We start from the raw sequence: 23,452 nt of genomic DNA on the forward strand, positions 1-23,452 counted from the left end.
TATCCGATAGTTTTTGTCATTTGAAAACCCCGTGCATGCTCAATCCTTGGGCAACGATATGCGGGTTTGTACTATCAGCATGCGCTGATTGTCTTATTCACAATTCGTTTCTGTAAGACAAATTCTTTGTTTTGTTGAACAAAACCAGGTTGGCAGCGCACTCCACGCCACCGGGTTGGGCCTGCGGGGCGGCTTGACGGCCGCACCGCACCGCGGGGTGTGAAGGGGGAATCAACATGCTGACTGACGTCAATCTCTGGCCGCTTATCGGAGTGGCCATCATCGTTGCGGGCTTCGTGCTGCGCTTCAATCCCATGCTGGTCGTGATCGTCACGGCCATCGGCACGGCACTGGCGGCGGGCTTCCCCGTCGACAAGGTGCTGGCCACCATTGGCACGGGCTTCATCAAGACGCGCAACCTGCCGCTGATCATCCTGCTGCCGCTGGCCGTGATCGGCCTGCTGGAGCGCCATGGCCTGCGCCAGCACGCGCAGAACTGGATCAGCTCCATCAAGTCGGCCACCGCAGGCCGCCTGCTCATCGTCTACCTGGCCGCACGCCAGCTGACGGCCGCCGTGGGCCTGACCAGCCTGGGCGGGCATCCGCAGATGGTGCGCCCGCTGCTGGCGCCCATGGCCGAAGGTGCGACCCAGTCGCGCTTCGGCATCTTGCCCGCCAAGGTGCGCGACAAGCTGCGTGCCTACTCGGCCGCCACGGACAACGTGGGCCTGTTCTTCGGCGAGGACATCTTCGTGGCCTTCGGCGCCATCGTGCTGATGACCACCTTCCTGAAGGAAGCCGGCATCGAGGTCGAGCCCATCCACGTCGCGCTGTGGGGCATTCCCACGGCCATCTGCGCCTTCGTGATCCATGCCTGGCGCCTGCGCCGCCTGGACCGCATGCTGGAGCGCGAACTGGCCCAGTACAAGGCCGGTGTCGAAGCCGACGCAGCCAACGCCAACGCCACCCAAGCCAAGGGAGCCTGAAATGACGCTGACCATCCAACACCTGTACTACCTGGTCGGCTTCGTCCTGGCCGTCACGGCCGTGATGACGCTGCGCGATGCCAGCAACCCCAAGCGCTGGTCCAGCGGCCTGTTCTGGGCGCTGTATGCAGCCGTCTTCCTGGTGGGCAATGAACTGTCGCCCGTGATCGTGGGCGTGATCGCCGTGGCCATGGCCCTGATCGCCGGCTTCGGCGGCGTAGGCAGTGGCCGCCATGCGCCGCGCAGCGATGCCGAATACCTGGCCAGCGCCAAGCGCCTGGGCAACAAGCTGTTCGTGCCGGCCCTGGCGATCCCGCTGATCACCATGATCGGCACGCTCAGCGCCTCGCACCTGGTCTTCGGCGGCACGCCCCTGCTGGACCCCAAGGCCACCACGCTGGTGAGCCTGGGCGTGGGCTGCGTGCTGGCGCTGGGCCTGGCCTGCTGGCTGACCCGCGAGACGCCGGCCCAGGGCATGCGCGAATCGCGCCGCCTGACCGATGCGCTGGGCTGGGCCCTGGTCCTGCCCCAGATGCTGGGCATGCTGGGCCTGGTGTTCTCGGACGCCGGCGTGGGCAAGGCCGTGGCCTATGTGACCACCACCTATATCAACATGGACATCCGCTTCGTGGCCGTGGCCGTCTACGTGCTGGGCATGGCGCTGTTCACGGTGGTGATGGGCAATGGCTTCGCGGCCTTCCCGGTGATGACGGGCGGCGTGGGCGTGCCCATCCTGGTCGGCGTCTACCATGGCGACCCGGCCGTGATGGCGGCCATCGGCATGCTCTCGGGCTACTGCGGCACCCTGCTGACGCCCATGGCGGCCAACTTCAACCTGGTGCCCGCCGCGCTGCTGGAGATCGACAAGAATGCCGTGATCCGCGCCCAGGTGCCCACGGCCCTGGCCCTGCTGACCGCCAATGTCTTCCTGCTGTATTTCCTGATGTTCCGTTAAAGGACGGACTGTTGCCATGACCGATTCCACTTCCCCGCGCATCCTGGTGACCGGCTTCGAGCCGTTCGAGCAGGACCCTGTCAATCCCTCGTGGGAAGTGGCGCGTGCCCTGCATGGCGAGACCGTGGCCGGCGCCACCGTCCACGGCCTGCAGCTGCGCTGCGTGTTCGGCGAGTCGCTGCGCCAGCTGCAGGAGGCACTGGCGCAACTGCAGCCGGTACTGGTCATCAGCCTGGGCCTGGCCGGCGGCCGCAGCGAGTTCACGCCCGAGCGCGTGGCCATCAATATCGACGACGCCCGCATTCCCGACCATGCGGCGCGCCAGCCCGTGGACCAGGTAGTGATCCCGGGCGCGCCCGCCGCGTACTTTTCCACGCTGCCCATCAAGGCCGTGGTGCACAACCTGCGTGCGCGCGGCATTCCGTCTTCCGTGTCCAACACGGCGGGCACCTTTGTCTGCAACCACGTGTTTTTCGCGCTCATGCACTGGCTGGCCCAGGGCAAGGCGGCGCCGGGCGCGCGTGGCGGCTTCATCCACGTGCCGGCCCTGCCCGAGCAGGCAGCGCGCAAGCCGGGCATGCCCAGCATGTGCCTGGCCGACCAGGTGGCTGCCGTGCGCGAGACCATTCGCACGGCCCTGACCGTGACCCAGGATCTGAAGGAAAACGCCGGCCAGCTGCACTGAGAGCCTGTGCACCGAGTCCGGCGAGGAGAGAACGATGAAAATTGACCTGAACAGTGATCTTGGCGAGAGCCTGGGCGGATGGCGCATGGGCGACGACGCCGCCATGCTCGACATCGTCAGCAGCGCCAACGTGGCCTGCGGATTCCATGCCGGCGACCCGGCAGGCATCCTGGAGACGCTCAAGGCCGCCCGCGAGCGCGGCGCCATGGTGGGCGCCCATGTGTCCTATCCCGACCTCGTCGGCTTCGGCCGGCGCAACATGGATGTGGCCAGCGCCGACCTGGTGGCCGGCGTCATCTACCAGATCGGTGCGCTGCAGGGCCTGGCCCGCGTGGCCGGCACCGAGGTGCGCTACGTCAAGCCGCACGGCGCGCTCTACAACACCATCGCCCACGACAGGCGCCAGGCCGCGGACGTGATCACGGCCATGCGCGCCATCGACCCCAGCCTGGTGCTGGTGGCGCTGGCCGGCTCGCCCCTGATCGACTGGGCGCGCGATGCGGGCCTGACCGTGGTGGCCGAGGCCTTTGCCGACCGCGGCTACACGCCCGAGGGCACCCTGGTCTCGCGCCGCGATCCGGGCGCCGTGCTGCACGATGTGGACCAGATCGCCGCGCGCATGCTGTCCCTGGTGCGCGACGGCGTGGTCGAGGCCGTCGATGGCAGCCTGGTGCGCATTGCCGCCGACTCCATCTGCGTGCACGGCGACAGCCCCGGTGCCGTGGCCATTGCACGCCACCTGCGCGAACGTTTCGAGCAGGAGGGCGTGCGCATTTCCTCCTTCGTGGGCTGAGGGCACACCATGCGTTTTCTACCCGTCAACCGGCAGGCCCTGATGGTGGAGCTGGCCGATCTGGATGAAACCCTGGCCCTGCTGGGCTCGCTGCAGCGCGAGCCCATCGATGGCGTGCAGGAGCTGGTGCCGGCCGCGCGAACCGTGCTCGTGCAGTTCGCTCCCGCCAGGCTGGGCGTGGCCGAGCTGGTGCGCCGCATTGCCGCGCGCGACCTGGGCCAGCGTGCCGAGCGCAGCAATGTGCTGGTCGAGATTCCCGTGCACTACGACGGCGAGGACCTGGCCGACGTGGCGCAGCTGCTGGGCATCACGCCCGAGGAAGTCGTGCGCCGCCACACGGGCAGCGAGTACGCCGTGGCCTTCACGGGCTTCGCGCCCGGCTTTGCCTACCTCAGCGGGGGCGATCCGATCTTCAACGTGCCGCGCCGCACCACGCCGCGCACGCGCGTGCCGGCCGGCTCGGTGGCGCTGGGCGGCACGTTCAGCGCCGTCTATCCCCAGGCCAGCCCGGGCGGCTGGCAACTGATAGGCCGCACCTCGGCCCGCATGTGGGACCTGGCGCGCGAGCTGCCCGCGCTGCTGCAGCCCGGCTACCGCGTGCGCTTTGTCGATGCGGCCGGCATGGCCCAGGTGGATGAGGCGCCCGCGCCTGCCGTGGCGCAGGCCGCGCCGCATGAAGGCAACGCGCTGCGCGTCAAGGCCACGGGCCTGATGACGCTGTTCCAGGACCGGGGCCGCCTGGGCCAGGCCGGGCAGGGCGTCTCGGCCTCGGGCGCCATGGACCAGGCAGCCTTCAAGGCTGCCAACCGCCTGGTCGGCAATGCCAGCGACCTGGCCGTGCTGGAGACCGTGGGCGGTGGCCTGTCGCTGCAAAGCCAGGGCGAGACCGTGGTCGCCATCACGGGCGCCGATGCGCCCCTGACCGTGACCACGGGGTCCGGCCAGCGCTGGAGCGTGCCGCGCTACCAGGCCGTGGCCCTGGCCGATGGCGACCAGTTGACCGTGGGCCAGCCCGTGGCCGGCGCGCGCTGCTATGTGGCCGTGCGCGGCGGCTTTGCCGTCACGCCCGTGCTGGGCAGCGCCTGCACCGACACCCTGGCGAATGTCGGCCCTGCCGCCCTGGCCGTGGGCCAGGTCCTGCCCGTTCGGCCTGCGGACCGCAAGGCCGTGGCCGCACCCGAGCTGCCGCCCGAATCCCTGCCCACCACCGGGCAGGACGTGGTGCTGGACGTGGAGCTGGGCCCGCGCACCGACTGGTTCACGCCCGAGGCCGTGGCCCTGCTGGCCGCGCAGCGCTGGCAGGTCACGCCGCAGTCCAACCGCGTGGGCCTGCGCGTGGCGGGCGAGCAGCCCCTGGAGCGCGCCGTGGCCGGCGAGCTGCCCAGCGAAGGCACGCCGCTGGGCGCCATCCAGGTGCCCCCCAGCGGCCAGCCCGTGCTGTTCCTGGCCGACCATCCGCTGACGGGCGGCTATCCCGTCATCGGCTGCGTGGCGCCGCACCACCTCGATCTGGCCGGCCAGATTCCCGTGGGCGCCTGGATCCGCTTCAACCCCATCCGCGCCTTCGAGGAATACACCCCCGGCGCGCAAGGCTCCAAGAACTGAACGCGGGGGGCGCCCGGTGGCGCCTGCCCGCAACTGAAAGAAGCTGATCATGAAAAAAGTCCTGATTGCCAACCGTGGCGAGATTGCCGTCCGCATCGCCCGCGCCTGCGCCGACTACGGCGTGAAATCCGTGGCCGTCTACGCCGATGCCGACATCGACGCCCTGCACGTGCGCATGGCCGACGAGGCCTATGGCCTGGACGGCGAGCGCCCGGCCGACACCTACCTGAACATTGCCAAGCTCATCGCGATCGCGCACAAGAGCGGCGCCGACGCCGTGCACCCCGGCTACGGCTTCCTGTCCGAAAGCGAAGCCTTTGCGCGCGCCGTGCTGGATGCGGGCCTGCGCTGGATCGGCCCCACGCCCGAGACCATCGCCAAGCTGGGCGACAAGGTCGAGGCGCGCAAGATCGCCCTGCAGGTGGGCGCTCCCCTGGTGGCCGGCACGCCGGACCCCGTCAAGGATGCCGGCGAAGTGCTGGCCTTTGCCCAGCAGCACGGCCTGCCCATCATCATCAAGGCCGCCTTCGGCGGCGGCGGGCGCGGCATGAAGATCGCGTGGCGCATGGACGAGGTGGAGGAGCTCTTTCACTCGGCCGTGCGCGAGGCCGTCACCGCCTTCGGCCGCGGCGAATGCTTCGTCGAGCAATTCCTGGACCGCCCGCGCCATATCGAGGCCCAGGTGCTGGCCGACACCCATGGCAACGTGGTCGTGCTGGGCACGCGCGACTGCTCGCTGCAGCGGCGCAACCAGAAGCTGGTGGAAGAGGCCCCGGCGCCCTTCCTCAGCGACGAGCAGCGCGCCCGCATCCACAGCTCCGCACGCGACATCTGCGCGGCGGCCGGCTACGTCAGCGCGGGCACGGTGGAATTCCTGTTGAGCCAGACGGGCGCCATCTCCTTCCTCGAAGTCAACACGCGCCTGCAGGTCGAGCACCCCGTGACCGAGCAGACCACGGGCGTGGACCTGGTGATCGAGCAGTTGCGCGTGGCCGACGGCCTGCCCCTGTCCATCACCGAAACCCCGGCGCCGCTGGGCCACTCCATCGAATTTCGCATCAACGCCGAAGACGTGGGCCGGGGCTTCCTGCCCACGCCCGGCCCCGTGGTGCGGTTCGACCCGCCCTCGGGCCCCGGCGTGCGCCTGGACACGGGCGTGCAGACCGGCTCGGTCGTGCCCGGCAGCTTCGACTCGCTGATGGCCAAGCTCATCGTCAGCGGCGCCACGCGCGAACAGGCCCTGGCCCGAGCACGCCGCGCGCTGGCCGAGTTCCGCATCGAAGGCCTGTCCTCCGTCCTGCCCTTCCACCGCGCCGTCATCGGCCATGCCGACTTCGTGGGCAACGACGGCTTCAAGGTCCACACGCGCTGGATCGAATCGGACTTCGCCGAACCCCTGGCCGCCGCCGTGCGCGCCGAGCCGCTGCCCGACGCCAGCCTGGTGCGCTGCGCGGTCGAGATCGACGGGCGCCGGGTGTCGCTGGGCCTGCCTGCGGTGCTGCTGCAGGGGCTGGCATCTGCTGGCGGCGGTGTGGCTGCCGCGCCGGCTGCCGAATCTGCAGTTGACCCCGCTGCCGTCACCTCACCCATTGCAGGCAATCTGCATGCGTGGAAGGTGGCCGATGGCGACACCGTCCAGGAAGGCGATGTGATTGCCGTCATGGAGGCCATGAAAATGGAGATGCAGGTGACTGCGCATCGCAGTGGGGTGGTGGCTTTGGTGGCTGAGGCGGGGAAGGCGCAGGTGTTGGGGGCTGTGATTGCTCGGATTGGGTGATTTCTGGTTGATCTGTTTTTTGATTTTGTTGTGCCTCTGGCGGCAGGAGCCGGGTTTCGGCCCGGCGGCCGACCTACTTTCTTATCGCGCGATAAGAAAGTAGGCAAAGAAGCGCGCCCCGCACTGCCCACGACCCTTCGCTTCGCTGCGGGCGACCTGCGTTGGGCGGGATGCGGGGTGTGCCGCAGAACTCACTCCTTGCGCCTGCGGCGCAATCCGTTCAAACAACTGCGGCAAGCTAGACAACGAAGCAGCCCTGTCCTTCGGCAGGGCTGCCACCCCGCATCCCGCCCAACGCAGGCGTGGGCAGAAGGGGGGAGGCTGGGGAACAGCCAACAGCCAAAAATGCAAAACAGCCGACGCGCCATCGCTGCGCTCGGCTGTTTTTTTCAATGGGGCCGAGCGAAGCGAAGGCCCGCACCACCTCCCCGTATGTCAGCGCCTGCGGCGTGGTGGTTGCGGGGTTGCAGTCCTGCCGAAGGACAGGACTGCTTCGTGATCTGACTCGCTGCGGTTGTCTGAGCGGCGCGCGAAGCGCAAAGCGAGTTCCGCAGCGAACCCCGCAACCGCCACGACGCAGGTTGCCCCGCAGCGAAGCGAAGGGGTCGCGGACATCCGGGTCGCCTTTTCTTGGCCTACGTTCTTTTGGCGAAGCAAAAGAAGGTAGGTCGGCCGCCGGGCCGAGACCCGGCCTCGAAAAACAACCCCCCGGCAGGGTCTCAAAAAAGAGCGTGAACTAATCAGCGCCCACCCTGAAAACTACGCGTGCTGTACAGATCCATCGGCAGCCGCGACAGCAGCGGCAGACCAGACACCGCATCCACCGGCTGCCTCTCGATGTAGTTGAAGAACACATCGGAATCGAGCACGCCAATGTCCAGACGGCGCGCATCAGGCACGGCCGCCAGCGTCTTGTAGCCGTCGCCACCCGTGGCATTGAAGCTCAGCACGAACAGCTTGTACGTGCGCGCCGTATCCAGCGGCTTCCACGTCTTGCTCGCGTTGTCATACACCTCGATGCCCGATACGCGCTGGCCGGCCGCCGCTGCCGCATTCACGTCAAAGCGCAGGCCGCCCGTGTAGGGGTAGGGGCCGGTCGTGCCGCTGGGGCCATACACGGCCTGCAGGCCGTCTTCGAGCATGCCCTTGACTTCCGTGCCGGTGATGTCCAGGCGGAACAGCTTGTTGCCGAAGGGCAGGACCTGGATGACCTGGGCGGCCGTGGTCTGGCCCAGCAGCGGGATGCGCACGCCGCCGCCGCTTTGCAGGGTGATGTCGGCGCCGCCGTAGTGGCGGTTGGCTTCTTCCAGGTAGGCCTGGGCCACGAGCTGCTGGATGTCGCCGCCGCGCACGCTGACGCTGCCTTCGGCATTGCAGGCTGCGCTGGACTGGCTGTAGTTCATGGTGCCGACGCCGCCGGGCACGCGGCGCGAGCACAGTTCCTGGGGCACGGTGGCGACCTGCTTGAGGTTGAACTGGGCGACCTTGTCCTTGAACGGCTGCAGCGCGGCCGTGGCCTTGGCCGAGGGCGTGGTCACGCGCAGCACGCCGGTGGCGGCGGCGCTGGCCTTGAGAGCGGTCTTTTGCGCATCGGTGGCTGCCTTGCCGGCGATGGTGAAGCTGTCGCCGATCAGCACATGGGGCGTGCCCGTGCACTGGGTGACGCGGCCGTTGGCGTCGAACTGGACCTTGAGGTCGCCGACGACCTGGGCGTACTCCCAGGCCTGGACCACGCAGACGGGGCTGCCGTCCTTGTCGGCCAGGCGCGTGGGGTAGGCGCCGCCGGGCGTGCCCACGCCCGTGGTGTTGAGCACGTCGGGGCCGAGCAGGGTGTGCGAGTCGCCGCCCACGACCACGTCCACTCCGCTGAGCTTGGGCACGATCTGGCGGTCGTACTCATAGCCCACGTGGCTCATGACGATGATCTTGTTGATGCCCTTGGCGCGCAGCGCGTCGATTTCGCGCTGGGCCGCCGTGGCCTCGTCCTCGAAGGTGGTGTCGGCATCGGGGCTGGACGATGCCTTGGTCTTGCCCGCAATGGTCAGGCCGACGATGCCGATCTTCTGGCCGCCGCGCTCCACCACGGTGGAGGGGTTCACATAGCCGGGCGCCTTGGCCGCGTTCAGGGCCGAGTTGGCGCCAAAGCGCACGTTGGCGCTGAGCACGGGCGTCTTGCATGTGCCGGCGCGCAGGCGGTCCAGGAAGGACTTGAGGCCGCTGTCGCCCTTGTCGAACTCGTGGTTGCCCAGCGTGAAGGCGTCAAAGCAGACGGTGTTCATGAGGGCGGCATCGGCCTCGCCGTCGGCGCCTGCACGGTTGAAGTACAGCGTGCCGGTGAGCGCGTCGCCGGCGTGCAGCTTGAGCACGTTGGGCGACTGCGCGGCCAGCTCCTCGATGGCCTGGGTCACGCGCGCAAAGCCTGCGGCGTCCACGGCCACGGCTTCGGCCTTGCCCGTGCCGGCGTCCAGCTGCAGGGTCTTGCTCTTGGACTCCAGCGTGGAGTGGTGATCGTTGATGTGCAGAATGCGCAGCTCCAGCGGCTGGCCTGCGGGCGTGTCGTTGCCGGAGCCGCCGCAACCGGCGATCAGGGCGGAGGCAGCCAGGGCCACGGCCAGCGGGCGCAGGGCGGGGCGATGGGAGGTCAAGGACATGAACGGGTTCTCTCTGTATCGGTTTGTCACGGCCGCCGATGCTGGGCAAGGCTGATGACACGGCGATGAAATCGCCTTGCAGGGGGCTTGACCTTGACATGGTGGCAATCTCTAAAGTGCCTGCATGCGAGAACAAAGGAGTCAGGCAATGAATGCATCGACCAAGGCCGGCATGGCCATAGACCTGCCCGTTCAGGGCATGACCTGCGCCTCCTGCGTGGGGCGTGTGGAACGCGCGCTCAAGAAGCTGCCCGGCGTGCAGGAGGCCGTGGTCAACCTGGCCACCGAAAAGGCCAGCATCCGCTTCGAGGGCGCGGCCGATCTGCCCGCTGCCATTGCAGCCATCGAGAAGGCCGGCTACGAAGTGCCCCAGTCCAGCGTGGAACTGGAGGTGGAGGGCATGACCTGCGCCTCCTGCGTGGGCCGCGTGGAGCGGGCGCTGAAAAAGGTGGAGGGCGTGCAATCGGCCAGCGTGAACCTGGCCACCGAACGTGCAGTGGTGACGCTGGCTGGCAGTGCAGATGTGGCGGCCCTTGTGGCAGCTGTGCACAAGGCCGGGTACGAAGCGCGTCCGCTGGGCGCCAGCGCGAACCCGGCCAGTGAAGGCGGCGCAGCGCAGTCGCCGGCCGAAGACGGCACGGAGCAGCGCCAGGCGCGCGAGCGGGCCTCGCTCAAGCGCTCGCTGGTCGTGGCCACGGTGTTTGCTTTGCCGGTGTTCGTGCTGGAGATGGGCGGCCACATGGTGCCGGCCTTCCACCACTGGGTGGGGCAGGCCATCGGCACGCAGAACAGTTGGTATCTGCAGTGCCTGCTGTCGGCCATCGTGCTGTTCGGGCCGGGCCTGCGCTTCTTCCAGAAAGGCATTCCCGCGCTGCTGCGCGGCGCGCCCGACATGAATTCGCTGGTGGCCGTGGGCACCTCGGCGGCGTTCGCCTATTCGCTGGTGGCCACCTTCGTGCCGCAGTGGCTGCCGGCCGGCACGGTGAATGTGTATTACGAGGCGGCGGCCGTGATCGTGGCGCTGATTCTGCTTGGCCGCTTCATGGAGGCGCGCGCCAAGGGCAATACCTCGGAGGCCATCCGCCGCCTGGTGCGCCTGCAGGCCAAGACGGCGCGCGTGCGCAAGGACGGCGCCGTGCAGGAGGTGGACATTGCCGCCGTGCGTGCGGGCGACACCATCGAGGTGCGGCCCGGCGAGCGCATTCCCGTCGATGGCGAGGTCATCGAGGGCAGCAGCTTCGTCGATGAATCCATGATCAGCGGCGAGCCCGTGCCGGTCGAGAAAACCCCGGGTGCCGAACTGGTCGGCGGCACGGTGAACCAGAACGGCGCTCTGGCCTTTCGCGCCACCAAGGTGGGCGCGGACACGCTGCTGGCGCAGATCATCCGCATGGTCGAGCAGGCCCAGGGCTCCAAGCTGCCCATACAGGCGCTGGTGGACCAGGTCACCATGTGGTTCGTGCCGGCGGTGATGGCCGTGGCCCTGCTGACCTTCGGCGCCTGGCTGGCCTGGGGGCCGTCGCCCGCACTGAGCTTTGCACTGGTCAATGCCGTGGCCGTGCTCATCATCGCCTGCCCCTGCGCCATGGGCCTGGCCACGCCCACTTCCATCATGGTGGGCACGGGCCGGGCCGCGCAGATGGGCGTGCTGCTGCGCAAGGGCGAGGCCCTGCAGACCCTCAAGGACGCCCGCGTGGTGGCCGTGGACAAGACCGGCACGCTGACGCGAGGCCGCCCCGAGCTGACCGACCTGGTGCTGGCCCCGGGCTTCGAGGGCGAGCGCAGCCGCGTGCTGGCGCTGGTGGCGGCCGTGGAAGACCGCTCCGAGCACCCGATTGCGCGCGCCATCGTGGATGCTGCCAAGGCCGAGGATCTGCCGCTGGGTGCTGTTGAGCGCTTTGAATCGGTGACAGGCTTTGGTGTGCGCGCCCAGGTGGACGGCGTGCGCGTGGAGATCGGTGCCGACCGCTTCATGCGCGAATTGGGCCTGCAGGTGGACACGCTGGCAGACGAGGCCGCGCGCCTGGGCGACGAAGGCAAGACGCCGCTGTATGCCGCGGTGGACGGCCGTCTGGCCGCCATGATCGCCGTGGCCGATCCCATCAAGGACAGCACGCCGGCCGCCATTGCCGCGCTGCACGCCCTGGGCCTGAAGGTGGCCATGATCACCGGCGACAACCGCCGCACGGCCGAGGCCATTGCGCGGCAGCTGGGCATCGACGAGGTGGTGGCCGAGGTGCTGCCCGGCGGCAAGGTCGATGCCGTCAAGCGCCTGAAGGCCGAACACGGCACGCTGGCCTATGTGGGCGACGGCATCAACGACGCGCCGGCCCTGGCCGAGGCCGATGTGGGCCTGGCCATCGGCACGGGCACGGACATCGCCATCGAGGCGGCCGACGTGGTGCTGATGTCAGGCGACCTGGGCGGCGTACCCAATGCGATTGCGCTGTCCAAGGCCACCATGGCCAATATCCGGCAGAACCTGTTCTGGGCCTTTGCCTACAACGTGGCCCTGATCCCCGTGGCCGCTGGCCTGCTGTACCCCGTCAACGGCACGCTGCTGTCGCCCGTGTTCGCGGCCGGGGCCATGGCGCTGTCCAGCGTCTTCGTGCTCAGCAACGCGCTGCGCCTGCGGCGTTTCAGTCCGCCGCTGGCGGCGGGGCGTTGAACGACGAAGGCAGTCAGCCGGGCAGCTTGGGGACTTCGATGAAGTCGTCCAGGCTCAGGCCCTTTTCTTTCAGCAGGGCCTCGAGCACGGGCTGCAGGCGGCCCAGGCTTTGCTGCACGGTCTCGCGCACCGTGTCCACCACGACCTGGGTGCTGCGGTCGATCTCCACATTGAGCAGGTCGCCCACGCCCTTGGACTCGAACACGGTCATGCGGCGCGTCTCGGGGATCAGCCAGACCTCGAACCAGCCGGCCTGGCGGTCCACCTCGGACACCGTGAGGCTGGCGCCATTGATGGCGATGTAGCCCTTGGCGAACACGTAGTGGCGAAAGCCCTCGGGAATGCCGAAGCGGATGCGGTGGTTGGTGTCGCTGGAGGCCACTTCCAGCACGGGCGAGGTGAAGTCCACATGGCCCGACAGCGGATGGCCGCCGATCTCGGCGCCGTCCTTTGCCGCGCGTTCCACATTGACGCGCCCGCCCACGGCATAGCCGCCCAGCGTGGTGATGTTCAGGCTTTGCAGCATCACATCGAACGTGGCGCGCGTGGGCGAGAGGATCTCCGTCACCGTCAGGCACACGCCGTCGGTGGAGACGCTGGCGCCGATGGCCAGGTCCTGGCAGAAGCCTTCGGGAAAGTCGAGGGTGAAGGTGCGCAGGCCGTTCTGGTCGCGCAGCGCGGCAATGCTTGCCACGGCCTGGATGATGCCGGTGAACACGATGTGGGATTCCTTGGAGCCGCCCGGGCGGCGGCGAAGCGGGTATTTTGCATCGCGGCGCTGCGCTGCGGGGGCGCAGGCCGGCGTGTCCCTGCGGGCATCAGGCCGGTGCTGCGGCTTCCTCCCACCATCCGCTGAGCAGTGCCGGCGGGCGCTGCGCCGCATGCACCCAGGCACAGGACGGCCAGGCATCCTGCTGCACGTTCATGCCCGCATAGATGCCGTAGCCGGGGCCGGCCGCGATCTCGCCTTCGGCGTGCAGGGTCTCGCCCGCGCGGATGCTGCAGGCCGCACGGATGTCGCCCAGCGCGCGCATGCCCCAGTCCACCTCGATGTGGCTGCCGCCTTCCACGTCGGCGCCAGCGTACAGGCCGTGGCCCAGCTCGATCAGGCCGCTGGCGCGGATGCTGCCGCCCGCGCGCAGGCCCTTGCCGCAGCGGATGGCGCCCTGCACCTCGATGTCCTGGCCGGCCTGGGCGCCGCCGGCCAGGCGCAGGTCGGCGCCGCAGCGCAGCTCCCAGCCGGCGCGCACGTCCTCGGCGCGCAGTTCCTCGTGCACGTCCACGCTCCATGCGGCCTTGACCAGGCCGCCGGCCTGCAACGGGCCGCTGCAGAAGATGGCGCCGCCGCTGTGCAGGTCCTGGCCGGCCTCGATGCGGCCGGCGTGGATGCCGGCGCCGGCCTGCAGTGTGCGGCCCACGGCCAGCAGGCCGGGCACGCGCAGCTCGCCATGCACGACGACGCTGCCCGCGAACACCAGGGCATCGGCCTCCAGGTGATCGACCTCCAGCACGGCGTCGGTGGGGCCGAATTGGTTCATGAGCCAGCGCGCATCCTCGACGCGGCCATCGCCCACCAGGGCGTCGAGCACGCGCTGGTAGTCGTTGCCGTCATGGCGGTTGCGCACGAACCAGCGAAAGCCCGCCGCGCAGGGGCTTTTGGCACGCAGAAAGTTTTGGGAGAGTTCCATGTCCATCATCGGCTCCGGGGTCAAGGCGGCTGCGCCATGCGGCGGCGCGGCCGAAAAGGCGTGCAGGCCAGGGAGATGCGGGGCGTGGGCCGGCAGCTCCTGGCATGCGCTTCGCATGCGGGATTCGCTGCGGGGGCCGTGCGGGAAGCTGGGGGTGGACCTCAGGCTTTCCGCACGGCGGCGGAAAGCAGGGCCGTGAAGCCGCACAGGCTGATGAAGGCCGTGGGCACGCCGTGCACGCGCTGCGGCCGCTGCGCGCGCAAGGCGGTGCAGCGGGTCGGGGCGTGGCGGAAAAGGCGTGTATGGGCCATGGACAGGGGCAGGAGCAGCCGCGATTATGCCGCGAGGCCATTTGCGCACGGGGGCATGGGGCCGTGTACAGGACGGGGCTTCGTTGCTTTGGGTAACATCACGGACCCTGCGGGCGCCCGGTGGAGGACCATCGGCGCCCGGTTGCCCTGCTGCGCGGCGATCGGCCCGGCAGGGTCCTCTCGCCAAGAGAAGCCCATGAATTCCAAGACTCCCCCCTCGTTCCTGAGCCGCATCGCCATCGCGATCGGCAGTTTCTTCGCCATCCTCGGCAACGGTCCCCTGGCCGCCGACGTGTCCCGCCTGCGCGACGGCGAGCCGCTGGCCGCCGACGTGCCGCCGCCCGCACCCAAGGAGGTGCGCGTGGAGGTGCCCGTGGACCGGATCGTCGAGGTCCGTGTCGAGGTGCCGGTCGAGAAGATCGTCGAAAAGACCATCGTGGAGCCGGCCGCACCCGCTGGCACCGCCGCCCTGCAGTTGCTGGGCCTGCTGCAGCGCGAGGCGCGCTTCGTGGACTTCGTGCAGGAAGACGTGGCTGGCTACGCCGATGCCGAGATCGGCGCCGCAGCGCGCGTGGTGCACGAGGGCTGCCGCAAGGTGCTGCGCGAGCATTTCAGTATCGCCCCCGTGCGTGCGGAGGCCGAAGGCAGCCGCGTCACGCTGGCCGCAGGCTTTGACGCCGCCGCTGTGCGCCTGACGGGCAACGTGGTCGGCCAGGCACCCTTCACGGGCACGCTGGGCCACCGCGGCTGGCGCGTGGACGATGTCCGCCTGCCCCAGCTCACCGATCACAAGGCCGCCGCCATCGTGGCCCAGGCCGAGGTGGAGCTGTGAGCATGGACCAGTCCCGTCAATCCCACCAGGCGCGCTACAGCATCGGCATCGACCTGGGCACCACGCATTGCGCGCTCTCCTATGTGGACCGCCAGGCCAGCGATGGCGAGAAGGTGGAGCAGGGCGTGCTGGACATTCCCCAGCTCACCGGCCCCTCCAGCGTGGAGGCGCGCCCGCTGCTGCCGTCCTTCCTCTACCTGCCGCATGAAAGCGAGCTGACTGCGGCCGACATGGCCCTGCCCTGGGGCGCCAGCCAGGACTTCGTGGTGGGCGAGTTCGCGCGATCGCGCGGCGCGGCCACGCCGATCCGGCTGGTGTCCAGCGCCAAGAGCTGGCTGTGCCATCCGGGCGTGGACCGCCGCTCGCCCCTGCTGCCGGCCGATGCGCCCGAGGAGGTGCACCGCGTCTCGCCCCTGACCGCCTCCATCCGCTATCTGTCGCACCTGCGTTGGGCCTGGGAGCAGGCCCATCCCGAGGCGCCGTTCGACGCCCAGGACGTGACGGTGACCATTCCCGCCTCGTTCGACCCGGCCGCGCGCGAGCTGACGGCCGAGGCCTGCCGCGCCGCGGGCTTCCAGAAGCTCACGCTGCTGGAGGAACCCCAGGCTGCGCTGTACAGCTGGATCCAGGCCAGCGGCGGCCAGTGGCGCAAGCAGGTGCAAAGCGGCGAGATCATCCTCGTCGTGGACGTGGGCGGCGGCACCACCGACCTGTCGCTGATCGCCGTGCTGGAAAAGGACGGCGGCCTGGAGCTGCAGCGCGTGGCCGTGGGCGAGCACATCCTGCTGGGCGGCGACAACATGGACCTGGCCCTGGCCTACGGCGTGGCGCGCAAGCTGGCTCAGGAGGGCAAGCAGCTCGACGCCTGGCAGACCCGCGCCCTGGCCCATGGCTGCCGCCAGGCCAAGGAGCAGTTGCTGGCCGATGCCACGCTGCAGTCCGTGCCCGTGGTCGTGCCCAGCCGGGGCAGCAAGCTCATCGGCGGCAGCATCCGCACCGAGGTCACGCGTGGCGAGGTGCTGCAGATGCTGGTGGAAGGCTTCTTCCCGCGCGCCGCCGTCTCCGACAAGCCCCAGACCCGCGCGCGCGCCGCGCTGACCCAGCTGGGCCTGCCGTATGCGCAGGACGCGGCCGTCACGCGCCACCTGGCGGCCTTCCTCTCGCGCCAGGCCGGCGCCACCGAGCAGATCGAAGGCCTCAAGGGCACGCAGCCCGAGGGCGCGTCCTTCCTGCATCCCTCGGCCATCCTGTTCAATGGCGGCGTGCTCAAGGCGCCGCAGATCGAGCAGCGCATCCTGGAAGTCGTCAACGGCTGGCTGGCCGGCGAAGGTGCGCAACCCGCGCGCCTGCTGGACGGCGCCAACCTGGACCTGGCCGTGGCGCGCGGCGCTGCCTACTTCGGCCATGTGGCGGCTGCTGGCCGTGGCGTGCGCATCCGTGGCGGCACGGCGCAGAGCTATTACGTGGGCGTGGAAAGCAATATGCCCGCCATCCCCGGCATGGAGCCGCCCATCTCGGCCCTGTGCCTGGCGCCCTTCGGCATGGAAGAGGGCACCGAGGTGGCGCTGGACACCCAGGAATTCGGCCTGGTCGTGGGCGAGCCCGTGCGCTTGCGCTTTTTCGGCTCCTCCGTGCGCCGCGCCGACCAGGTCGGCACCGTGCTGGACTTCTGGGGTCCTGAGGAACTGGTCGAGCTGCAGGAAATCGAGGCCCACCTGCCCGCCGAAGGCCGTGCGCCCGGCGAGATCGTGCCCGTCACCCTGCATGCACGCGTGACCGACATCGGCACGCTGGAGCTCAACGCCGTGCCCGTGGGTGGCGAAGAACGCTGGAAGGTGGAGTTCGACGTGCGGGCCGATGTAGCGTAGCCCGCCCCGGCGGCAGGCCCGGTCCGGGCCGCGCACCGTGCCCTGTATGACTGCCGATATGCCTGATACTGCCGCCCCCTTCGCTCCCGACGCCGCCCACATCGTGGGCATCGACCTTGGCACCAGCCACACCGTGGTGGCGCATGTGCCCGTGGGCGGCACGGCGGCCGACATCGCCTTGCTGCCCGTGGCGCAGCGCGTCTCGGCCAGCGAGGTGGCGGCCCAGGTGCTGCTGCCCTCGGCGCGCTACCAGGCGGCGCCCGGCGAGCTGGGCGATGCCTGGCAGCAGCCCTGGGTGGCACTGGGCGCCGATGCGCAAGCGCCCGCCGTCAATGGCCGCTGGGCGCGTGACCTGGGCGCGGCCGTGCCTTCGCGCCTGGTGGCCAGCGCCAAAAGCTGGCTGTCGCATGCGGGCGTGGACCGCACGGCGGCCATCCTGCCCTGGGGCGCGCCCGAAGAGGTGGCCCGGCTGTCGCCGCTGCAGGCCTCGGCCAGCTACCTGGACCATGTCCGGCAGGCCTGGGACCGTACGCACCCCGGCGCGCCGCTGCGGGACCAGCTGGTTGTGCTGACCGTGCCGGCCTCATTCGACGAAGGCGCGCGCGCACTCACGCTGGAGGCCTCGCAGCTGGCCGGCCTGCCTGCGGTGCAATTGCTGGAGGAACCCAAGGCCGCCTTCCACGACTGGCTGGTGCTGCAGGGCAAGCATCTGGCGGCCGAGCTGGCGCACTGCCGCCTGGTGCTGGTGGTGGATGTGGGCGGCGGCACCACCGACCTGACCCTGATCCGCGTGCAGCCCGGTGAAGCTGGAGGCCTGCCCGTGCTGACACGTACGGCCGTGGGCGAGCACCTGATGCTGGGCGGCGACAACATGGACCTGGCGCTGGCCCATCGGCTGGAGCCGCAGTTCGCCCCGCCCGGCGAGCGCCTGCCCGCCGCACGCTTCGCCCAACTGGTGCAGCGCTGCCGCACGGCCAAGGAGCAGTTGCTGGCCGACGATGCGCCCGAGTCCGTGGCCGTGACCCTGCTGGGCAGCGGATCGAAGCTGCTGGCGCAGACGCGCACGGCCACGCTGCGCCGCGACGAAGTGCGCGAGGCCGTGGTCGAAGGCTTCATGCCGCTGGCCGGCCTGCAGGATCTGCCCACCCGGCGCCAGGGCGCTTTGCGCGGCCTGGGCCTGCCCTATCCTGCCGATGCGGCGATCACACGGCACCTGGCGCAGTTCCTCGCGCAGCACGCGGCTGGGGAGTTGCCCGATGCGGTCCTGCTCAATGGCGGCGTCTTCCACGCCCATGCGCTGGCCCAGCGGCTGGTGGCGCAACTGCAGGCCTGGCGCGGCCAGCCGCTGCGCCTGCTGCACAACCCGCATCCCGACTGGGCCGTGGCACGCGGCGCGGCGGCGCATGGCCTGGCCATGCATGTCCAGAGCCGTCCGTCTGAGGATCTGCCGGAATCGGCAGATGCCCGGACTGTGCCCGCCCCGGTACCGCGCATCGGCGGTGGCTCGCCGCGCAGCTACTGGCTGGTCCTGCCCGAGAAGGCGGGTGCCGCACCACAGGGCATCTGCCTGCTGCCGCGCGGCACGGAAGAGGGCGTGCGCATCGTGCTCTCCGGCCGGCGCTTTGCGCTGCGCCTGGGCCAGGCCGTGCGCTTTTCCCTGGTGGCCAACAGCCTGGCGGCGGCGCCTGCGCAGGCCGGCCGCATCGCGGCGCTCGACGGCGAGGGCTGGGTCGAGCTGCCCGCCCTGTCCACCGTGCTGCCTGCGCCCGAGGGCCGGGACAAGGCCCAGGTCGAGGTGCAACTGCAGGCCTGCATGACCGAGGTCGGCACGCTGGAGGTGCGTTGCGTGGCTGTCGACGATGTGCAGCGCCAGTGGCTGCTGCCGTTCAGCGTGCGTGGTGCGCTGGCCGCAGATGCGCAGGACACCGGCGATCGTTCTGCCCGGCAGGGCCGGCTGGCCGACGCCGTGGCCCTGATCGAGCGCATCTTCGGCAGCCAGGCCCAGGAGGTGACGGCCAAGGAGGTCCGCCAGCTGCGCCAGTCGCTGGAGCGACGGCTGGGCCCGCGCGAGGACTGGGATCTGCCGCTGCTGCGCGCACTGTTCGACGCCTTGCTGGCCCGCGCCAGGCGCCGCCGCCGCACGGCCGAGCACGAGCGCGTCTGGCTGAACCTGGCAGGCTGGTGCCTGCGCCCCGGCGTGGGCGCCGAGCTGGACGGCTGGCGCATGCAGCAGGTCTGGCAACTGCATTGCCAGGGCCTGGGCCATGGCGGCGAGGCGGCCAACCGCACCGAATGGTGGGTTTTCTGGCGCCGCGTGGCCGCGGGCCTGGATGAGGCCCGGCAGATGGAGCTGCTGGAAGAGGTTGCCGGCCACATGCAAAAGGCCGTGCAGCAATCCACGCAGCGCAGCCAGGGGAAATCCGCCCATGGCAGCTACGACGACATGCTGCGCCTGTTCGCCGCCATGGAAGCCGTGCCCTGGCAGTACCGCCAGGAAATGGGCCAGTGGATGCTGCAGCGGCTGAAACACCCCGGTGAATCCGTGCAGACCTGGTGGGCCATAGGCCGGCTGGCCGCGCGCATGCCGCTGGCCGCCAACGCCCACCGCGTGATGCCGCCCGAGGCTGCGCAGGAGTTCCTGGACGCCACCCTGGCCCAGGACTGGCGCCGCAATGAAACCGCCATGTTCGCTGCCGTGCAGATGGCCCGCATGACGGGCGACCGTGCGCTGGACCTGTCCGATGCCCAGCGCGCCCTGGTGCTGGAGCGGTTGCGCGGCGCCGGTGCACCGCAGCGCTGGATCGACCTGGTGGAACAGGTCCAGCAGATGGACGCCCAGGATGCGAAGCGCAGCTTTGGGGATAGCCTGCCGCCGGGGCTGGTGCTGGTGGGGTGACGGCTGTTGCTCCAAGAAGAAGGCCCCGCAGTGCGGGGCCTTCTTTTTTGGGAGGCACTGCAGCAAGTGCAGTGCGCTGTGCTTACTGCGAGTTCCAGACGTAGTAGGCGACACCTTCGTACTTGAAAACGGGATAGCTGGCGATCACGAAATCACGTTCGGCCGCGTTGACGGTGTAGAAATGCGCGCCTGTCTGCAGGTTGAAGAAGCGGAACATGGGCACGGTGCCATTGCCGGCAGCCGTCTGTGCGTACCAGGACGTGCCCTCGCTCTTGAAACTGGGGTAGGTTGCGAGCACGTAGTCACGTTCAGGCTGGCTGATGGTGAAGAAGTGTGCGCCGGAGGCCGTGTTGAAGAAACGAAATACCGGGTTCAGGCCCTGCTGCGGCTGGGTGGACGCATAGAAGGCCACGTTCTCGTACTGGAAGGCCGGGTAGGTTGCCACCACATAGTCGCGCTCGGAAGCGCTGGCCGTATAGAAGTGAGCGCCGGTCTGGCGGTTGAAGAAGCGGTAGATGGCCGTGCGGGCCTGTCCGGTGCCGGTGTCGACGCCGCCCGTTCCCGTGTCTGCAGCAAGCCACTTCTGCACATTGGGGAAGAGCAGATCAAAGCGCCCATAGATCGAGTTGCCGCCCGTGCGCGAGCAGGTCTGGTCGTCGCCGCCGTAGAGCGTGCCGACCAGCAGGCCATTCAGGAACAGGCCGGAACCGCTGCTGCCCGGCTGTGTCAGCCCCTGGTCCCAATTCACGCTGAGGTAGCCGCCATCGCGGTACCGGCAGGTCATGGTGGCATCGCTGGAGGGTTCGCAGGCCAAGGAGCGGTCATAGGTGCCGAAGCTGATCTTCTGCAGGTCGCCACGCGGGTGGTGTATGCCTACCACCTTGGCGCCACTGGTCAGGGCCTGGGTGGACCAGCCGGCAAAGACTGCGCCTGCAGGGGCGGCTTCGTTGAGCCGCAGCAAGCTGCCGTCATAGGTGGCTGTGGCGTACAGCAGGGTGGCGCCATTGCGCAGCGTGCGCGAGGCCGACGACAGCGTGCGGCTGCCGCACGAGGGCGTGCGATAGAACCACGAAGTCTCCAGCGTGGAGGCCACGGTCTGGGTGCTGATGCAATGGTTGGCCGTGATGAAGTAGGGCGTGCCGGAGCCTGCCTTGTCGTTGATCAGCGTGCCCGAGCACACATAGCCCTGGCCGTTCTGGACATAGAACATGCGCGCCACGGCGTTGCGCTGCGCGCTGTAGGCGTCATAGCATGTGGAGTCCAGGTGGCATGACAGGGACTCGTTGAGCTGGGCCGAGAACACGTTCTCGCCCTCCAGCGGCAGCGACAGGTTCTCGTACACGTGCATGACGCGCGGAATGGCCAGCCGCAGCGCATCGGCGGGGGTGCCGGGCGGCAGGTCGATCTCCAGGGTGACCTCGTCGCCGCCGCTGTCGGGCGTCCACCAGGTGCGGCCATCGGCGCTGGCATCGCCTGCATCCTTGTTGGCCTGCAGCAGTTGGAGCACGCGCTGGCCCGAAATTTCATAGGCGCCGGCGCGGTCGCCCTGGGCATAGATGCGCAGCAGGGCGCTGCCGGGCAACTGTTCGATTTCCACGCCCAGGCGAATGCCGTAGGCACCTTCGGAGCGCACGCTGACTGCGGCAATCAGCCCGCCGTCGGCCGAGGTCTGCCATTGCAGCTGCCCGCCCAGGGCCTGGGTGGTGGCGGTCTGGCTGCTGGGGCGCTGTGCGCCCACCTGCAGGGCGCCGCCCACAGCGGCCGAGGCGGCCCGCACATCCTTCCAGGTGCCCAGTTCCACGCGCAGCGGCGTGGGGGTGACGGCTGCGGGGGAAGACATGCTGCGTGAAGCCAGGAACTCCCGAGGCGTGTCCTGCGGCTGGACGCGCGAGTCCACGCTCATGCGAGGGATGAACTGAGGCACATCGGCGGCGCCCTCCTGCCCCCATGCCAGCCCCAGGCTGCCTGCCAGGGCGAGCGCCAGCGCGACGCTGCGCAAACCCCTGCGCGCAGTGGTGTCGAAAAGATCGGTCATGAGCTCCCTCTCAACGGATTGGTGGATATTGCGAAACCCGGGCATTTTAGGTGTTGTGTGCGTGACAGCCCGGTGACGGTACCGCCGTCCGGCGCTTCCTAGAATGGTCGCTGCGCTGCAGCGGCAGCCGGGTGCGGACACTGCGAGGACCGTGCCTGCCCCACACATCTGCCCCCTGTCATCTACCAAGGATCTGATCCAGCATGAGCCATTCCTACTCCGACACCCAACTCCTGATCGACGGCCAATGGCAGGACGCCGCCAGCGGCAGGAAGATTCCCGTGCGCAACCCGGCCAGCGGCGAAGTCATCGGCCATGTGGCCCATGCCGACGTGGCCGACCTGGACCGTGCGCTGGCCGCAGCGCAGCGCGGTTTCGAGGTCTGGCGCAATGTCTCCGCCCATGAGCGCGGCGCCGCCATGCGCCGTGCCGCCGCCCTGCTCAAGGAGCGCGCCGACGAGATCGCCGCGCTCCTGACGCAGGAGCAGGGCAAGCCCGTGGCCGAGGCCAAGGGCGAAATCCTGGCCGGCGTGGGCATCATCGAATGGTTTGCCGACGAGGCGCTGCGCGTGTACGGCCGCATCGTGCCCTCGCGCCGCCCCGAGGTGCAGCAGCTGGTGATCAAGGAGCCCGTGGGCCCCGTGGCTGCCTTCACGCCCTGGAACTTCCCCGTCAACCAGATCGTGCGCAAGATCGGCGCGGCGCTGGCCACGGGCTGCTCCTTCCTGTGCAAGGCGCCCGAGGAAACGCCGGCTGCGCCCGCCGCCCTGTTCAAGTGCTTTGTCGATGCCGGCGTGCCGGCCGGCGTGGTGGGCCTGGTGTTCGGTGATCCGGCCCAGATTTCCTCCTACCTGATTGCCCATCCCGTGATCCGCAAGGTCACGTTCACCGGCTCCACCGCAGTGGGCAAGCAGCTGGCGGCGCTGGCAGGCCAGCACATGAAGCGCTCGACCATGGAGCTGGGCGGCCACGCGCCGGTCATCGTGGCCGAGGATGCCGACGTGGCCCTGGCCGTGAAGGCCGCAGGCGCGTCCAAGTTCCGCAACGCGGGCCAGGTCTGCATCTCGCCCACGCGCTTTCTGGTGCACAACAGCGTGCGCGAGGAATTCACGCGCGCCATGGTCGCCCATGCCGAAGCCCTCAAGGTCGGCGATGGCCTGGTCCAGGGCACGCAGATGGGCCCGCTGGCCAATCCGCGCCGCGTCACGGCCTTGTCCCATCTGATTGAGGATGCGCAAAAGCAGGGCGCCAAGCTGCTCACGGGCGGTGCCTCGCTGGGCGGCGCGGGCAACTTCTTCGCTCCCACGGTGCTGGGCGACGTGCCGCTGAGCGCCGAGATCTTCAACCAGGAGCCCTTCGGCCCCGTGGCCGCGATCCGCGGCTTTGACGATCTGGGCGAGGCCATTGCCGAGGCCAACCGCCTGTCCTACGGCCTGGCGGCCTATGCGTTCACGCGCTCCATCAAGACGGCCCACCAGCTGGCCCAGCAGGTCGAGACCGGCATGCTGTGGATCAACCAGCCGGCCGTGGCTTCGGCCGAGATGCCGTTCGGCGGCGTCAAGGATTCGGGCTATGGCTCCGAGGGCGGCCCCGAGGCGCTGGAGGCCTACCTGGTCGCCAAGGCCGTGTCGATCGCGGCGGTGTAAGACAGGCATCTGCCCCATGGACAAGGCCGTCCCACTCGCGTGGGACGGCCTTTGTT

Annotated in this window: 16 protein-coding genes; 11 read left to right on the forward strand and 5 right to left on the reverse strand. The window is 69.4% G+C overall.

Going from position 1 to position 23,452, the window contains the following annotated elements; translation table 11 throughout:
* Nucleotides 1-236: 236 nt before the first annotated feature.
* Genes DELCS14_RS04365 through DELCS14_RS04390 form a run of 6 tightly spaced genes read left to right on the forward strand, consistent with a single transcriptional unit; the run spans nt 237 to nt 6,801 of the window.
* Nucleotides 237-986 (forward strand): DUF969 domain-containing protein, encoded by a 750-nt coding sequence (locus DELCS14_RS04365; RefSeq protein ID WP_012207528.1) that lies wholly within the window; start codon nt 237-239, stop codon nt 984-986.
* Nucleotide 987: 1 nt separating this feature from the next.
* Nucleotides 988-1,941: a DUF979 domain-containing protein gene (locus DELCS14_RS04370; RefSeq protein ID WP_012207527.1), complete on the forward strand. Its 954-nt coding sequence runs from the start codon at nt 988-990 to the stop codon at nt 1,939-1,941.
* A 16-nt stretch (nt 1,942-1,957) separates the two neighbouring features.
* A complete protein-coding gene (gene pcp / locus DELCS14_RS04375; protein ID WP_013800620.1) occupies nt 1,958-2,626 on the forward strand; it encodes a pyroglutamyl-peptidase I in 669 nt (222 codons plus the stop codon).
* A gap of 34 nt (nt 2,627-2,660) precedes the next feature.
* On the forward strand, nt 2,661-3,419 hold the full coding sequence (locus DELCS14_RS04380; RefSeq protein ID WP_013800621.1) for a 5-oxoprolinase subunit PxpA: 759 nt from the start codon (nt 2,661-2,663) through the stop codon (nt 3,417-3,419).
* 9 nt (nt 3,420-3,428) lie between these two features.
* Complete coding sequence (locus DELCS14_RS04385; protein WP_013800622.1) at nt 3,429-5,024, forward strand: urea amidolyase family protein; 1,596 nt, start codon at nt 3,429-3,431, stop codon at nt 5,022-5,024.
* 49 nt (nt 5,025-5,073) lie between these two features.
* Nucleotides 5,074-6,801, forward strand: coding sequence for a biotin carboxylase N-terminal domain-containing protein (locus tag DELCS14_RS04390; RefSeq protein ID WP_013800623.1), 1,728 nt, complete (start codon nt 5,074-5,076; stop codon nt 6,799-6,801).
* Nucleotides 6,802-7,541: 740 nt separating this feature from the next.
* Here DELCS14_RS04390 and DELCS14_RS04395 read toward each other — a convergent pair.
* Nucleotides 7,542-9,452 carry a 5'-nucleotidase C-terminal domain-containing protein gene (locus tag DELCS14_RS04395; protein WP_013800624.1) on the reverse strand — a complete coding sequence of 637 codons (1,911 nt, stop codon included), beginning with the start codon at nt 9,450-9,452 and terminating at the stop codon, nt 7,542-7,544.
* 148 nt (nt 9,453-9,600) lie between these two features.
* Here DELCS14_RS04395 and DELCS14_RS04400 point away from each other — a divergent pair, with 148 nt between their 5' ends.
* Complete coding sequence (locus DELCS14_RS04400) at nt 9,601-12,120, forward strand: heavy metal translocating P-type ATPase (RefSeq protein ID WP_013800625.1); 2,520 nt, start codon at nt 9,601-9,603, stop codon at nt 12,118-12,120.
* A 13-nt stretch (nt 12,121-12,133) separates the two neighbouring features.
* Here the strand turns inward: DELCS14_RS04400 and DELCS14_RS04405 are convergent, their stop codons facing one another.
* From DELCS14_RS04405 to DELCS14_RS30955, 3 genes are all read right to left on the reverse strand, one after another.
* Nucleotides 12,134-12,838: a riboflavin synthase gene (locus DELCS14_RS04405; RefSeq protein ID WP_013800626.1), complete on the reverse strand. Its 705-nt coding sequence runs from the start codon at nt 12,836-12,838 to the stop codon at nt 12,134-12,136.
* Nucleotides 12,839-12,938: 100 nt separating this feature from the next.
* Nucleotides 12,939-13,814, reverse strand: a complete 876-nt coding sequence (locus DELCS14_RS04410) for a hypothetical protein (RefSeq protein ID WP_013800627.1) — start codon at nt 13,812-13,814, stop codon at nt 12,939-12,941.
* Between the two features lie 155 nt (nt 13,815-13,969).
* On the reverse strand, nt 13,970-14,119 hold the full coding sequence (locus DELCS14_RS30955; RefSeq protein ID WP_013800628.1) for a hypothetical protein: 150 nt from the start codon (nt 14,117-14,119) through the stop codon (nt 13,970-13,972).
* Between the two features lie 196 nt (nt 14,120-14,315).
* On the opposite strand from DELCS14_RS30955, the gene DELCS14_RS04415 reads away from it, so the two are divergent.
* Genes DELCS14_RS04415 through DELCS14_RS04425 form a run of 3 tightly spaced genes read left to right on the forward strand, consistent with a single transcriptional unit; the run spans nt 14,316 to nt 19,715 of the window.
* Nucleotides 14,316-14,951: a DUF2760 domain-containing protein gene (locus tag DELCS14_RS04415; RefSeq protein WP_013800629.1), complete on the forward strand. Its 636-nt coding sequence runs from the start codon at nt 14,316-14,318 to the stop codon at nt 14,949-14,951.
* A 2-nt stretch (nt 14,952-14,953) separates the two neighbouring features.
* A complete protein-coding gene (locus tag DELCS14_RS04420; RefSeq protein ID WP_013800630.1) occupies nt 14,954-16,819 on the forward strand; it encodes an Hsp70 family protein in 1,866 nt (621 codons plus the stop codon).
* A 58-nt stretch (nt 16,820-16,877) separates the two neighbouring features.
* On the forward strand, nt 16,878-19,715 hold the full coding sequence (locus DELCS14_RS04425; protein ID WP_013800631.1) for an Hsp70 family protein: 2,838 nt from the start codon (nt 16,878-16,880) through the stop codon (nt 19,713-19,715).
* An 82-nt stretch (nt 19,716-19,797) separates the two neighbouring features.
* On the opposite strand, the gene DELCS14_RS04430 is transcribed toward DELCS14_RS04425, so the two are convergent.
* Entirely contained in the window at nt 19,798-21,750 is a 1,953-nt protein-coding gene (locus DELCS14_RS04430) for a trypsin-like serine protease (protein WP_013800632.1), read from the reverse strand.
* A 203-nt stretch (nt 21,751-21,953) separates the two neighbouring features.
* On the opposite strand from DELCS14_RS04430, the gene DELCS14_RS04435 reads away from it, so the two are divergent.
* A complete protein-coding gene (locus DELCS14_RS04435; RefSeq protein ID WP_013800633.1) occupies nt 21,954-23,396 on the forward strand; it encodes an NAD-dependent succinate-semialdehyde dehydrogenase in 1,443 nt (480 codons plus the stop codon).
* Nucleotides 23,397-23,452: the final 56 nt, after the last annotated feature.

This window comes from Delftia sp. Cs1-4, from assembly GCF_000214395.1.
In the GTDB taxonomy this organism is placed as follows: Bacteria; Pseudomonadota; Gammaproteobacteria; order Burkholderiales; family Burkholderiaceae_C; genus Comamonas; species Comamonas acidovorans.

Bases quoted from the DNA above. Each gene is read 5' to 3' on its own strand.
- DELCS14_RS04385 (WP_013800622.1), top strand. From the start codon at position 3,429: ATGCGTTTTCTACCCGTCAACCGGCAGGCCCTGATGGTGGAGCTGGCC.
- DELCS14_RS04415 (WP_013800629.1), top strand. From the start codon at position 14,316: ATGAATTCCAAGACTCCCCCCTCGTTCCTGAGCCGCATCGCCATCGCG.
- DELCS14_RS04400 (WP_013800625.1), top strand. From the start codon at position 9,601: ATGAATGCATCGACCAAGGCCGGCATGGCCATAGACCTGCCCGTTCAG.
- pcp (WP_013800620.1), top strand. From the start codon at position 1,958: ATGACCGATTCCACTTCCCCGCGCATCCTGGTGACCGGCTTCGAGCCG.
- DELCS14_RS04435 (WP_013800633.1), top strand. From the start codon at position 21,954: ATGAGCCATTCCTACTCCGACACCCAACTCCTGATCGACGGCCAATGG.
- DELCS14_RS04420 (WP_013800630.1), top strand. From the start codon at position 14,954: ATGGACCAGTCCCGTCAATCCCACCAGGCGCGCTACAGCATCGGCATC.
- DELCS14_RS04365 (WP_012207528.1), top strand. From the start codon at position 237: ATGCTGACTGACGTCAATCTCTGGCCGCTTATCGGAGTGGCCATCATC.
- DELCS14_RS04395 (WP_013800624.1), bottom strand. From the start codon at position 9,452: ATGTCCTTGACCTCCCATCGCCCCGCCCTGCGCCCGCTGGCCGTGGCC.
- DELCS14_RS04380 (WP_013800621.1), top strand. From the start codon at position 2,661: ATGAAAATTGACCTGAACAGTGATCTTGGCGAGAGCCTGGGCGGATGG.
- DELCS14_RS30955 (WP_013800628.1), bottom strand. From the start codon at position 14,119: ATGGCCCATACACGCCTTTTCCGCCACGCCCCGACCCGCTGCACCGCC.
- DELCS14_RS04390 (WP_013800623.1), top strand. From the start codon at position 5,074: ATGAAAAAAGTCCTGATTGCCAACCGTGGCGAGATTGCCGTCCGCATC.
- DELCS14_RS04425 (WP_013800631.1), top strand. From the start codon at position 16,878: ATGCCTGATACTGCCGCCCCCTTCGCTCCCGACGCCGCCCACATCGTG.
- DELCS14_RS04370 (WP_012207527.1), top strand. From the start codon at position 988: ATGACGCTGACCATCCAACACCTGTACTACCTGGTCGGCTTCGTCCTG.
- DELCS14_RS04410 (WP_013800627.1), bottom strand. From the start codon at position 13,814: ATGGACATGGAACTCTCCCAAAACTTTCTGCGTGCCAAAAGCCCCTGC.
- DELCS14_RS04430 (WP_013800632.1), bottom strand. From the start codon at position 21,750: ATGACCGATCTTTTCGACACCACTGCGCGCAGGGGTTTGCGCAGCGTC.